This window comes from Halomonas sp. 5021, assembly GCF_036663435.1.
Classification (GTDB): domain Bacteria; phylum Pseudomonadota; class Gammaproteobacteria; order Pseudomonadales; family Halomonadaceae; genus Vreelandella; species Vreelandella janggokensis.
Genome location: NZ_JAXOVU010000002.1, coordinates 87,878 through 101,114 on the forward strand (window position 1 = coordinate 87,878; position 13,237 = coordinate 101,114).

A 13,237-nucleotide genomic window follows, 5' to 3' on the forward strand; every position below is an offset into this window, starting at 1 on the left:
ATGCTTTCTGAGAGCCACGAACGAAAGGTAGATCGCTATGGCAGCTGCAAAAGAGATACGCACCCAGATCGGGAGCATTAAAAATACGCAGAAGATCACCAGTGCCATGGAAATGGTCGCTGCGTCGAAAATGCGTAAAGCGCAAGAGCGGATGAAGGCCAGTCAGCCTTACGCCAGGCAGATTCGCAATGTGGTCAGCCACCTTGCCGACGCCAACCCCGAGTACAAGCACGACTACATGGTCGAGCGTAAAGAGGTGAAGCGCGTTGGTTATATTGTGGTCTCCACCGACCGCGGTTTGTGTGGTGGTCTGAACCATAACCTGTTCAAGGCCGTGGTGAAGGATGCCAAGGCTTGGCATCAGGAAGGCGCTGGGCTGGACTTCTGCGCTCTTGGCGCGAAGGCCAGTGGCTTTTTTCGCAACTATGGGGGCAACCTGGTTGCCGCCAAGAGCGGGTTAGGCGAAGCGCCATCTGTCGAAGGCCTGATTGGCAGTATCAAGGTCATGCTCGACGCGTACGATGAAGGCAATATCGACCGCTTGTACGTGGTGCATAACGAGTTTATCAACACCATGACGCAACAGCCGGTGGTCCGTCAGCTTCTTCCGTTGACGACTGATATTGGCGAAGACGCAGAGCAAGACGACGAAAACGCCCGTCCCGGAAGCTGGGACTACCTGTATGAGCCGGATGCCAAGGCGTTATTGGATAGCCTGCTGGTTCGTTTCATTGAATCGCAGGTGTATCAGGCGGTTGTGGAAAACGTGGCGTGCGAGCAAGCCGCCCGGATGATCGCCATGAAGAGTGCGACCGATAACGCGGGCAATCTGATTGACGATCTGGAAATGGTTTATAACAAGGCCCGTCAGGCCGCCATTACCCAGGAAATTTCCGAGATCGTCGGCGGCGCTGCCGCCGTATAACGCCTAGGGAGCCGACGCTTAGCGGCTCCCGGCAGACAGGTTTCATTTGCAGGTTTTTGAGAGGAACCAAGATGAGCGGACGTATCGTACAAATCATCGGCGCGGTGATTGACGTAGAGTTTCCGCGGGACTCTGTGCCCAAGGTCTACGACGCGCTGAAGGTCTCTGATGTAGAGACCATCCTCGAAGTCCAGCAGCAGCTGGGCGACGGCGTGGTGCGCACCATCGCCATGGGCTCCACTGAGGGCTTGAAGCGTGGCATGGACGTGGCTGACACAGGTTCTGCGATTTCGGTCCCCGTGGGTAAAGCCACGCTGGGCCGTATCATGAACGTACTCGGCGAACCGATTGATGAAGCGGGTGAGATCGGTGAAGACGAGCGCATGCCGATTCACCGCAAGGCCCCCGGCTATGCTGACCAGGCAGCGTCTGAAGAGCTGCTGGAAACCGGGATCAAGGTTATCGACCTGGTCTGCCCGTTTGCCAAGGGTGGTAAAGTTGGCCTGTTCGGTGGTGCCGGTGTCGGTAAAACCGTCAACATGATGGAGCTTATCCGCAACATCGCCACCGAACACAGCGGCTACTCGGTATTCGCCGGTGTCGGTGAGCGTACGCGTGAGGGTAACGACTTCTATCACGAAATGACCGAATCCAACGTTATCGACAAGGTATCGCTGGTCTACGGTCAGATGAACGAGCCGCCGGGCAACCGCCTGCGCGTGGCGTTGACCGGCCTGACCATTGCCGAAAAATTCCGTGACGAAGGCCGCGACGTACTGTTGTTCGTCGATAACATCTACCGCTACACCCTGGCGGGTACCGAAGTATCGGCCCTGCTGGGTCGTATGCCGTCAGCGGTGGGTTATCAGCCGACGCTGGCCGAAGAGATGGGTGTTCTGCAGGAACGTATCACCTCGACGAAGACGGGCTCGATCACCTCCGTACAGGCGGTTTATGTACCGGCGGATGACTTGACCGATCCGTCGCCGGCCACCACCTTCTCGCACCTGGACGCAACCGTTGTATTGGCGCGTTCCATCGCCGAGTTGGGTATTTATCCGGCGATCGATCCGCTTGATTCCACGTCGCGCCAGCTCGACCCGCTGGTGGTCGGTGATGAGCACTACAACGTGGCTCGTGGCGTTCAGGGCGTTCTGCAGCGTTACAAGGAACTCAAGGATATCATCGCGATTCTGGGTATGGACGAGCTGTCTGATGAAGACAAGCTGGCCGTTGCCCGTGCGCGTAAGATCCAGCGCTTCCTGTCGCAGCCGTTCTTCGTGGCCGAGGTGTTCACCGGTGCACCGGGTAAATACGTGTCGCTGAAAGACACCATCCGTGGCTTCCAGGGCATCCTCGAAGGCGAGTACGATGACTTGCCGGAACAGGCCTTCTACATGGTCGGCTCCATCGACGAAGCAGTCGAGAAAGCCAACCAGATGAAGAAGTAATCCCGTCCATTAGGGGGATTCGCTATGGCGAATAGCTTCACTTGCAATATCGTCAGCGCTGAAGCGTCCATCTACTCGGGAACGGTCGAGATGGTGGTTGCTTCTGGCAGCACGGGCGACCTGGGGATTCTACCCGGTCACGCGCCGTTGCTGACGGAACTCAAGCCGGGGCCGGTACGGGTGATTCACGATGGCGGCGAAGAGGAACATTTCTTCGTGACCGGCGGCTTCATGGAAGTCCAGCCAGATATCGTGACCGTGTTGGCCGACGCTGCCACGCGTGCCAGCGACCTCAGTGAGGCGGCTGCCGAAGAAGCGCGTCAGCAAGCGCTGAAAGCCTTTAGCGACAAGACATCCGAGCTCGACTATACGCGGGCTGCTGCGGAACTTGCCGAAGCTGTTGCCCAGTTGCGTACGATCCAGCAGCTGCGCAAAAAAGCGGGTAAAGGCTAAAACCGTCACGCTTGGCGTGAACCACAACGCCCCTTGAACCCGTGATTAGGGTTCAGGGGGCGTTTTTTTTGTCTGGTAGTATATAAAATAGAAACCGAATGGCAGCCACAATGCAAGGATAAGGAATTGTCGCCACTTGGCCTTCGCAAGCGTAAAAGGAGAATGCCGTGTCATTAAATGATGAAACGCTGCAAGCCATAAAAACCGAGCTGCTTGACGAGCTTGAAAAGGACGCACCGAACACGGCAGTGTTTGCTGAACGTCTAAGTGAGATCCGGTCGGCAGATATCGGTGAAATCCTCGAAGATCTGATCGAAGAGGATGACGCCTTGGCCGACGCGTTGGCGTTACTCGATGTCTTGTCCACTGAACGCGCCGCCAATGTCTTGGGTTATCTACCCGGCGAAAGCCAGTTGGAGATCATCGGCAGTCTCCCGGATACTCATGCACTCAAGCTGCTGGAAGAAATGGGCTCCGATGAGCGGGCCGATTTGTTCAACCTGCTCGATGAAGACCGCCGTGAAGCCCTGCTGCGGCGCATGGCCCACAGGGAGCGTGAAGACCTCAAGCGGTTGGCAAGCTACGAGGAGGGCACAGCCGGGGCCATCATGACCTCGGATTACGTCGCCATTGCCAGTGGCATGACGGTCTCTCAGGCCATGATGCGGGTGCGCCAGACCGCGCCTGACGCTGAAACGGTCTATCAGCTCTATGTGCTCGATAGCGAAGGTCAGTTGATAGGTACCATGTCGTTGCGCCAGCTAATGGTGGCCCGCCCGGGCGCGCTGGTCGACGACATCATGATCAAGGATGTGATCAGTACACCAGTGGATAAAGAGCAGGAAGACGTCGCCAAGATTGTGGCGCGCTACGATTTGCTCGCCCTGCCGGTGATCGATGCTGATGGCCGGATGGTGGGAATAGTCACCCACGATGACGCCATGGACGTGGCCGAGTCGGAAGCGACAGAAGATATCCACAAGGGGATGTCGATCGGTCAGTTGGAGGACGGCGTTAGCCGGGTGCCACTTTGGACGCTATATCGCAAGCGGGTTTTCTGGCTGGTGTTGCTGGTATTTGCCAACCTGTTCTCCGGTGCCGGCATTGCCTATTTCGAGGACACCATTGCAGCACAGGTCGCCCTGGTGTTCTTTCTGCCGTTGCTGATCGGCAGTGGTGGTAACGCGGGCGCCCAGGCCGCTACCTTGATGGTTCGTGGGATGGCAACCGGTGATGTCGGCGTGAAGGACTGGGGAAAAATGCTTGGCCGTGAGCTGTTGGTGGCCGGTTCGCTGGGGATCACCATGGCGATTGCTGTGGCACCTATCGGGGTACTTCGCGGTGGTGAGGCGGTGGCGATGATTGTCGCGCTCAGCATGGTGACCATCGTCATGTTTGGCAGCCTGATCGGCATGTGCCTGCCTTTCGTGCTGGAACGCTTTCGGGTTGACCCTGCCACGGCCTCGGCGCCGCTAGTCACCACCTTGATTGATGCCTCTGGGGTGCTGATTTACTTCAGCATTGCCACCGCTGTGCTTACTCCTTTGTCGTAGTATGAACAGCGCCGGGCTCAACGCATGGTGTGACTGGCGGCGCGGGTAATAAACATCACTTCCACATGCCCGAGCCATTCGATATCGCTGGCCAGCGCTTTTAGCTGGCTGGCAAGGCATTGGGGCGGCTGGTGAACGGGGTCGCTTATAATCAGTGATACTGAGATTTTTTCGTTCAGGTAGTGAAGTTGTAGCTCGTTGAGCGTGCGCCAAACCGGGTGCTTGTACCACCGCGCATCCAGCGCTGCCTCTACTTCCGGGCGCAGGGGCAGACCTGGAAAGCGGCTTGGGTCGCCTTCGCCAGCGTCGTCTTCAGGGTCGATGTGAAAGATGACGTCGGTTAATGCAGGGAACTGGTGACGCAGGCGGCGGCTGACCTCATTGCCGATTTCATGGGCTTCCGAGACGGTGATCTTGGGGCCGACCACAACGTGTAAATCGACCATTACCCAGCCAGCGGATTGGCGGGTACGCAGGTCATGAACGCTATCCACGCCAGGTACGCCGCAGGCGACGTCATGCATCTGCTGTTGGGCGTCTTCGGGCAGAGCGGTGTCGACCAGTTCGCGAGCCGACTCCCATAACAAGTCCCAGCCGACTTTACCGACCAGCAAGCCGACAATGATGGCGGCAACGGCGTCCAGCCAACCCAGGCCAAACTGGGCACCGAGCAGGGCAATCAAGACGACTGCGGTGGAGAGGGCGTCGCTGCGTGAGTGCCAGGCGTTGGCTTCAAGCAGTTTGGAACCGACCCGTTTGGCGATTTGCATGGTATAACGGTAGATCCACTCCTTACTGAGCAATGCAATCACCGTCACCACAATGGCGAACACGCCCGGCGCATTAACGTCAGCGCCACTAAACAAACGATCCAGGCTGGACCAGGCAATACCCCCCGCGACGAAAATCAACACACTTCCTAGCAGGAGCGTGGTAAGGGTTTCGATCCGGCCATGACCATAGTGGTGGTCTTTGTCCGGTTCCTGGCGGCCGTAATGAATGGCCGCCAGGACAAAACCATCGGTGACCAAATCAGATAATGAATGAATGCCGTCAGCAATCAACGCCGCGGAACCGACCATCAACCCGACGACGACCTTAACGATACTCAGCAGCCCATCCAGCCAGGCACCGATATAGGTGACACGCTTTGCCTCGCGGCTTTGCAACTGAGTATCTTGAATAACCGATGAGTCGACGCGCTGAGTCATGAGGTACCTTGCAGGGACGCCCCTTGGCGAGTAGGTGCCCTATTGTAGCGCACTCACCGGTGTGCTCTATAGTCCCAAGCGGCTGGAGAATGCCAATGGCGGACAAGTTTGCTCAGGATGTGTATCCTTAAGCGCCAATATGTACCCCCTCAACCGAGAGTAGATGAGGATAAGCAATGGATTGGCTTCAGGTCGTGGTATTAGCACTGGTGCAGGGGGTGTCCGAATTTTTGCCGGTGTCCAGTTCGGCGCATTTGATTCTGGTGCCTGTGCTCACCGAATGGCAAGATCAGGGATTGGCATTCGATGTGGCGCTGCATTTGGGCAGCCTGTCAGCAGTCGTGGCCTATTTCCGTGCTGAGCTGTGGCAGATGATGTTGAGCTGCGTTGCCGCGTTGAAAGGTCACCACGTCGACCGCGACGCACGTCTGGCTGGTTGGGTGGTCATCGCCACGCTACCGGTATGCGCCGTGGGCTTTTTAATGCGTGATGTGATCTCGGAATATATGCGTTCGCCGCTGATTATCGGCATCAGCTTGATCGTTTTTGGCCTTTGGCTTGGCTATGCCGACTGGCAAAAACGTGGGTCGCGTAGCGAATATCAGTTGACGTTGAAAGATGCGCTGTGGATTGGCGGGGCTCAGGCACTGGCACTGATTCCTGGCACGTCGCGCTCAGGCGTTACCATGACCGCCGCGTTGATGCTGGGAATGAGCCGCGAAGGGGCGGCACGCTTTTCCTTTCTACTTTCCATTCCGGTCATTGTGTTAGCGGGTGGTTTAGAAACAATAGAACTCATTGGTCAACCCAACCCGGTCGATGGATCAGCAATGTTGGCCGGTACGCTGCTCTCTGGATTGAGCGCCTATCTCTGTATTCATGTTTTTCTGGTGCTGATCAAACGGTTGGGAATGCAGCCCTTTGTGTTATATCGCGTACTTTTGGGCGCTTGGCTGCTATGGTTTTTTCATGGTTAAGGCGGAGTAACAACGATGCGACAGGGTCGTCATTTGTGGCGCTATTGCGGCGTGATCGTGCTGCTAACGATAGCGTTGATAGGCTGTTCGGAAACCGATCGGCCTCTGGAATCGCCGGTTAAACTGGAAGGCAATATATTCGGTACCTTCTATCAAGTGACAATGGCCGATTCGCTCACCCAGGGACAAGTCAACGACATTGAAGCGGGTATCGAGCAGGAACTGGAAAGCGTCGATCAATCAATGTCGACCTACCGCGACGACGCCGAGTTGATGGCCTTCAATCGATCGCCATTAGGCGAGTGGCAGCCGTTGTCTGACGGACTCATCGACGTATTGGCGATTAGCCAGTCGATTGCCGAGTCAAGCGACGGTGCTTTCGACATTACCATCGGCAACCTGGTCAATCTTTGGAGCTTTGGTCCTGAAGCTCGACCTGAAGAAGTTCCGTCAGATCAAGAGCTCAGAGAGCGGTTGGCGCAGGTGGGTTTTGACGCTATTGAGCTGGATACGCAGGCGCTCGAGGCGCGGCGTATCCGTGACGTGTTCGTTGACTTGTCGGCTATTGCCAAAGGCTACGCGACTGACCGCGTCGCCGCCTATCTGGATCAGCAAGGGGTTGAGAATTATCTGGTCAATTTGGGGGGAGATTTGATTACCCGCGGCGTTCGAGACCAGGATGAACAGACCCCGTGGCGCGTCGGCATTGAAGTGCCAGAGAACGGACAGCAGCGCGCCCAGCATGTACTGCCGCTTGATTCAATCTCGGTGGCGACATCAGGCGACTATCGAAATTACTTCGAGGTTGACGGCCAGCGCTATTCGCACACTATTGACCCACGTACTGGTCAGCCGATTACCCACGACCTGGCTTCGGTGTCGGTTTTTCACCCGTCCAACGCCTGGGCTGACGGCTGGGCGACCGCGCTGATGGTAGCGGGTAATGAGGACGGTATGGCGATGGCCCGCGACCAGAACCTGAATGTTCTGATGCTGATACGCGAGGGGGATCAATGGCGAAGCGTCGCAAGCCCTGCCTTTGCGCAGTACTTCGGGGATGAGCTCATTGAGTCGTTAGAGATAGAGGTTGCGTCTGCCCGTGCGGACGACCGTGAAACCGCGACAGGTAATTAACATGCAAGAACTCGATATTGTTATTCTCGCAGCCGGTAAAGGCACGCGAATGCGTTCTCAGATTCCCAAGGTACTGCATACGCTGGCGGGTAAGCCGATGGTTCAGCATGTGCTGGATACGGCCGCCGGACTACGTCCATCTCGCACTCATGTCGTGATCGGCCATGGTGCCGATCAGCTGCGCGAGGCACTGGTTGATTATCCCGTGACGTTTGCTGTTCAGGCCGAGCAAAAAGGCACTGGTCATGCGGTCGCCCAGGCGCTACCGCAGTTGGGCAGTGGTAAAGTACTGGTGCTGTACGGTGATGTCCCATTGATCCATCGTGATTCGCTTTCGGCGTTACTGGCCCAGGTGGATGATCAGCATATGGGGCTTTTAACCGTCACGCTAGGTGACCCCGCTGGCTATGGGCGTATCGTGCGCAATTCAGAAGGCGAAGCGGTGGCGATTGTCGAGCAGAAAGATGCCAGCCAGGAGCAACTCGCCATCACCGAGTGCAATACGGGCATGATGGCGATGACCAGCGAGCAATTGAAACGCTGGATGCCTCGGCTCTCGGCGGATAATGCCCAGGGAGAATATTACCTGACCGATGTGATTGCCATGGCCAAAAGCGACGGCGTTGCGGTTTGCACCGCTCAACCTTCCACCGCCATTGAGGTTGAAGGCGTCAATAATCGCGCCCAGATGGCGCGCCTGGAGCGTGCCTACCAGGCCCAAGTCGCCGAGAAACTCATGGAACAGGGGGTGGCGTTGGCTGACCCGGCCCGGTTTGATGTGCGCGGCAGCCTCACTTGTGGCCATGATGTGTTTATTGACGTGGGCTGCGTGTTTGAAGGCGAGGTCGAACTAGGTGAGGGTGTGCGTATTGGTCCCTACTGCGTGATTAAAAACAGTACGATCGGGGCCGAGAGCCGCGTGGATTCGCATAGTATCATCGACCACACGGTGGCAGCTGGACTTAACCAGATTGGGCCCTTTGCCCGGCTGCGCCCGGGTACCCGGCTAGCGGTCAAGGCGAAAGTCGGTAATTTTGTCGAGACAAAAAATGCCGATGTTGGTGAAGGCAGTAAAATTAATCACTTGAGCTACGTGGGTGATGCGCGTCTGGGGCGTGGTGTCAATGTCGGCGCGGGTACGATTACCTGTAACTACGATGGGGCTAACAAACACCTTACCGAAATTGGCAATCATGCCTTTATTGGTTCCAACACGGCTCTGGTGGCACCGGTGAGTATTGGGGAAGGAGCCACGGTGGGGGCGGGCTCGACTATCGCCAAGGACGTCAGCGATAATGCGCTGGCCGTATCGCGGGGGCGTCAACTCGAGAAAAGCGACTGGCAGCGTCCACTCAAGCATCACGACTGAAAAGGGGAAAGTCTATGTGTGGCATCGTCGGCGCCGTTGCCCAGCGCAACGTCCAGGGTATCTTATTGGAAGGGTTAAAACGCCTCGAATACCGCGGTTACGACTCGGCCGGCATGACGGTTTACGATGGCTGTTCGCTGACCCGCCACCGGGCGATAGGCAAGGTGGCAGCGCTTTCAAGCAAGCTGGATGAAGCGGCATTACCCGGGAAATCAGGGATTGCCCATACCCGCTGGGCCACACACGGAAAACCCTCTGAGGCCAACGCCCACCCCCACCAAAGCGGTGATCAGGTTGCCGTTGTACACAATGGCATTATCGAAAATTACGAAGCCATCAAAGATCGGCTGCAAGCCAGCGGCTACCGTTTTACCTCTGAAACCGATACAGAGGTCATTGCTCACTTACTCGCCGAGAAACTGGATAGCGGCCTTAGTTTATTTGATGCCACTCAGCAGATCGTCAACGGCTTGGGCGGTGCTTATGCGCTGGGAGTGATGAGTGCCAACTCTCCAGGCGTTGTCGTCGGTGCACGGCAGGGCAGCCCTCTGGTGGTTGGCGTCGGTATTGACGAAGCATTTTTGGCCTCCGACCCGCTGGCGCTGTTGCAGGTTACCGACCGGTTCATTTATTTGGAGGAAGGTGATCTGGTAGAGCTGCGTGAGCAGGGCGCTATTCGTATCGTTGATCGCCACGGAAAAGCAGTTGAACGACCGGTTCAGACATTTGAGCATGGTGACGGCGCGGCGAGTAAAGGTAACTATCGTCACTTCATGCTCAAAGAAATCTTTGAGCAGCCCGAGGTAATCCGGGCCGCGCTTGAAGGGCGCTTGAGCTATGATCACGTCTTGGTTGAAAGCTTTGGCCCCGATGCCCCGGCTATTTTTAAAGCCACCCGGCAAATCCATATTATCGCCTGTGGTACCAGCTATCACGCTGGCCTGGTGGCACGCTACTGGTTAGAGCGTTATGCCGGTATTCCCGTACAGGTGGAAGTGGCATCCGAGTATCGATACCGCTATCCCGTAGTACCCGAGGGCACACTGTTTGTCACGCTTTCCCAGTCTGGTGAAACCGCCGATACCCTGGCGGCACTACGCTATGCAAAACAACTGGATTACGTGGGCACCCTGGCCATTTGCAACGTGCCGGGTAGCTCATTGGTGCGTGAATCGGATGTGACTCTGATGACCCGGGCAGGGCCTGAAATCGGTGTCGCATCGACCAAAGCGTTTACCACCCAGCTTATCGGACTGATGTTGCTGACACTGTCGATCAGCAGGGTACATGGCCGCGATGATCATCACGCTGATATCGTATCGGCATTAAAAGCTTTACCCGCACTTTGCCAACAAGTGCTGGCATTAGATCCGGCAATCGAAGTGCTGTCGGAGGCATTTGCCGAAAAACATCACGCGTTGTTTTTGGGACGTGGCGCGCATTTTCCGGTGGCCCTTGAAGGTGCACTCAAACTTAAGGAAATTTCCTATATTCACGCGGAAGCCTATCCGGCCGGAGAGCTGAAGCATGGGCCGCTGGCACTGGTGGATGCTGATATGCCGGTGATTTCGGTGGCGCCCAACGACGATTTGCTGGAAAAACTCAAGTCCAACCTTCAGGAAGTACGCGCGCGTGGGGGAGAGCTGTTTGTGTTTGCCGACGAGCAGGTAGGGATTGAGGAGCGCGACGATCTTCGAATACTGCACTTGCCGCATATCCACGAAGCGCTGACCCCATTGCTGTACACCTTGCCGTTGCAACTTTTGAGCTACCATGTTGCGGTACTTAAAGGCACCGATGTGGATCAGCCGCGTAACCTGGCGAAAAGTGTCACGGTAGAGTAGCGTCTGGCAAAGGGGCATCCACAAGACAATGGCTGCCCCTTTTTCATAAATGTTATTACCCTCCTCCTTTAATAATTCAGTCAAGTTTTCCCAGTGGCTTATACGTCATGACGTATGTTTTTAAGACTGTTCTAATCCCAGTCAAAGAATAAGCGATATTCCTCAGAACTTCTCTGCCGACTTGATAAAAGCTTCAGGGCCAGTGACTATCTCATTGGTACTTTCTTTATCAGCCAAAAAATTATCTATCTGATCAATGATCCCGTCATTTTTTCCTTCCTTAGTGTAACGTTATCGTTGCACTTTATGGAATGTTGTTAATTAACTGTTTTTAAATAGAATGCTCTTAAATTTAGGGCTTTTATCGCTCAACTGTTCCGCGGATGAAACACTAATCATCAAGTTACAAACGCCCTGGCAAGGCCTAGAGGGGATTAAAGTGTCCATTATTTAAAAATTTTCTTTTCTTGTAATTGGTTACGTCCAGTTGGGTTTCAACTGGCATAGATCATGCTCCTGGGTTGTTGGCTGCGAGCAAGGTGCGTTATTCGAGGGTCCAGAATTAAGCGTTAGGGACGATGGCGAAAGTTCGCAGGCTGCAGCAGACAATTCAAACGGAGACATGAACATGAAAAAGTATCTCGTAGTAGCAGGAACGCCTCTACTGGCCATTGTGATGGCCATCTCTACGGCGCATGCCAACCCTAGCGCAGGATTAGCCGAAGAGGTAGATCAGACGGTGGATTCAAGCGCCTCCGCGACGGGTGGCAGCAGTGGAAGCGCAAACGGTGGCAGTGGGTCTGGTCAGGGCACCGGTGGCAGTGTCTATGCCAATGTCGACGGCGACTTTGATGAAAGTTCCGATGACAATAACCTCACCAGTGGTAACGGTACCGGTGGCGCTGCAAGCGGCACCGGGATGGGTGGCACCGGAGGGACAACGGGGCGTGGTGGGGATGCGTGGGCAATGAGCGAATCCTACAACACCTCGACCAATGTCATCTCGATGCAGGATATGAGCTCCACCGTCAGTGGCGCAAGTATCAATGTCTATGGTGGCAGAGGAGCTACCGGCGCTGCTGGCGGTGATGGCGGTGATGCTTATGCCGATAGCTATGGTGAAGGCACCGGCGGTGATGGCGGCCAGGGACAAGGTGGCTACGGCGGTAATGCCACTGCCGATGGTGGTGATGGTTACGAAGGTGGCGATGGAGATGGCTATGCCGAAGGCTACGGTGACGGCTATGGCGAAGGCGGTAATGCGGATGCTGCCAATGGCAATACCGATACCCAGGGTGGCACAGCCGAAGGCTATGCATCTATCACAGCCGATGATGTCGATGACGACAACACCAATACGGCCACCAACGGTGATAGCACCAACGGTGACGCGACCGGCAGCTCTGCCGTGGCGGGTGGAACCGGAGGTAACGGTTCCGGTTCGGGTTCCGGCACCGGTTCGGCTTCTGGCGTCGGCGGTGATGGCGGCGATGGCGGTCTAGCGACAGCTAGCGGTGGTAACGGCGGTGCAGGCAGCGGCGGCAACGGTGGTAGCGGCCAGGGAGTTGGCGGTGACGCCACTGCAGTTGCCGGCAATGGTGGCAATGGTGGCAATGGTGGCAATGGCGGTGCTGCAAGATTGGCAACCGGCGCAGCCAGCGTTTCCGTAGCGGCTGGGGTGTTCGGTGGCATCAACAACATGAACGTGACCACCGGCTTGTACAACGCTCAGGTATCGGGTACCAACGTCGCGGCTCACAGCAATGTGAGTATCGGCAACTGATTTAGAGCGCTAATGCGCTTTAATGAACCGGGAGTCGGTGGGCGCAAATCCATCGGCTCCCTTGATGAACTGTTCGTATGGATAGGGTGCCGGGAGCCAATGCCATGAAGGAGTCTTCAGTCAGTTCAATTCAATCCGAGTTACTTTGTCCTCAGCGTACGCTGATCGTCATTACGCTCGTTTCTTTAATGACCTTCCTGGGAATGACAGAGAGTCAGGCCGACGATAGTCATGTGCTTAACAGCAATGGTTTTGAAGCGATGCAACGGATGGATATCGAGGAAATGGATAGGGCGAGGGCAAGAGAAGGTGAGGCGATCGTCAATTTCAATACGGTAAAAAGCATCCAGAACATGAAAGCATCGGTGACAGATACCTCCTTCAATATTGGCGGAAATATGGTCTCAGGCAATATCAGCTTTGCTTCTGATGCCTTGGGGAGCTATAGCGGAACAGGCATTTTCAGTGCCGTGACGGGTAATGGGAATTCCATCAACAATGCCGTAGGCATCAGTGTCTTTATTGCCAACTGAGCCT

Annotated in this window: 11 protein-coding genes; 10 read left to right on the plus strand and 1 reads right to left on the minus strand. The window is 55.8% G+C overall.

The window, feature by feature from the left end; genetic code table 11:
* Positions 1–37 precede the first annotated feature (37 nt).
* The 4 genes from atpG to mgtE all read left to right on the plus strand — a co-directional run bounded on the left by atpG (position 38) and on the right by mgtE (position 4,382).
* Positions 38–925 carry a F0F1 ATP synthase subunit gamma gene (gene atpG / locus R3F64_RS04015; protein WP_332609924.1) on the plus strand — a complete coding sequence of 296 codons (888 nt, stop codon included), beginning with the start codon at positions 38–40 and terminating at the stop codon, positions 923–925.
* Between the two features lie 71 nt (positions 926–996).
* The gene (atpD, locus tag R3F64_RS04020; RefSeq protein WP_332609926.1) at positions 997–2,376 is read left to right on the plus strand and encodes a F0F1 ATP synthase subunit beta; all 1,380 of its coding nucleotides are present in this window, start codon (positions 997–999) and stop codon (positions 2,374–2,376) included.
* A gap of 24 nt (positions 2,377–2,400) precedes the next feature.
* Complete coding sequence (locus R3F64_RS04025; RefSeq protein ID WP_332609928.1) at positions 2,401–2,829, plus strand: F0F1 ATP synthase subunit epsilon; 429 nt, start codon at positions 2,401–2,403, stop codon at positions 2,827–2,829.
* A 167-nt stretch (positions 2,830–2,996) separates the two neighbouring features.
* A complete protein-coding gene (mgtE, locus tag R3F64_RS04030; protein ID WP_332609930.1) occupies positions 2,997–4,382 on the plus strand; it encodes a magnesium transporter in 1,386 nt (461 codons plus the stop codon).
* Positions 4,383–4,399: 17 nt separating this feature from the next.
* Here mgtE and R3F64_RS04035 read toward each other — a convergent pair whose 3' ends face one another.
* The gene (locus R3F64_RS04035; protein WP_332609932.1) at positions 4,400–5,593 is read right to left on the minus strand and encodes a cation diffusion facilitator family transporter; all 1,194 of its coding nucleotides are present in this window, start codon (positions 5,591–5,593) and stop codon (positions 4,400–4,402) included.
* A 176-nt stretch (positions 5,594–5,769) separates the two neighbouring features.
* Here R3F64_RS04035 and R3F64_RS04040 point away from each other — a divergent pair, with 176 nt between their 5' ends.
* The 6 genes from R3F64_RS04040 to R3F64_RS04065 all read left to right on the plus strand — a co-directional run bounded on the left by R3F64_RS04040 (position 5,770) and on the right by R3F64_RS04065 (position 13,233).
* The gene (locus R3F64_RS04040; RefSeq protein WP_332609934.1) at positions 5,770–6,570 is read left to right on the plus strand and encodes an undecaprenyl-diphosphate phosphatase; all 801 of its coding nucleotides are present in this window, start codon (positions 5,770–5,772) and stop codon (positions 6,568–6,570) included.
* Between the two features lie 15 nt (positions 6,571–6,585).
* A complete protein-coding gene (locus R3F64_RS04045) occupies positions 6,586–7,704 on the plus strand; it encodes an FAD:protein FMN transferase (RefSeq protein WP_332609936.1) in 1,119 nt (372 codons plus the stop codon).
* Position 7,705: 1 nt separating this feature from the next.
* A complete protein-coding gene (glmU, locus tag R3F64_RS04050; RefSeq protein WP_332609938.1) occupies positions 7,706–9,073 on the plus strand; it encodes a bifunctional UDP-N-acetylglucosamine diphosphorylase/glucosamine-1-phosphate N-acetyltransferase GlmU in 1,368 nt (455 codons plus the stop codon).
* A gap of 14 nt (positions 9,074–9,087) precedes the next feature.
* Positions 9,088–10,917, plus strand: a complete 1,830-nt coding sequence (gene glmS / locus R3F64_RS04055; protein ID WP_332609940.1) for a glutamine--fructose-6-phosphate transaminase (isomerizing) — start codon at positions 9,088–9,090, stop codon at positions 10,915–10,917.
* A gap of 628 nt (positions 10,918–11,545) precedes the next feature.
* Complete coding sequence (locus tag R3F64_RS04060) at positions 11,546–12,700, plus strand: hypothetical protein (RefSeq protein ID WP_332609942.1); 1,155 nt, start codon at positions 11,546–11,548, stop codon at positions 12,698–12,700.
* A 104-nt stretch (positions 12,701–12,804) separates the two neighbouring features.
* Complete coding sequence (locus R3F64_RS04065) at positions 12,805–13,233, plus strand: hypothetical protein (protein ID WP_332609943.1); 429 nt, start codon at positions 12,805–12,807, stop codon at positions 13,231–13,233.
* Positions 13,234–13,237: the final 4 nt, after the last annotated feature.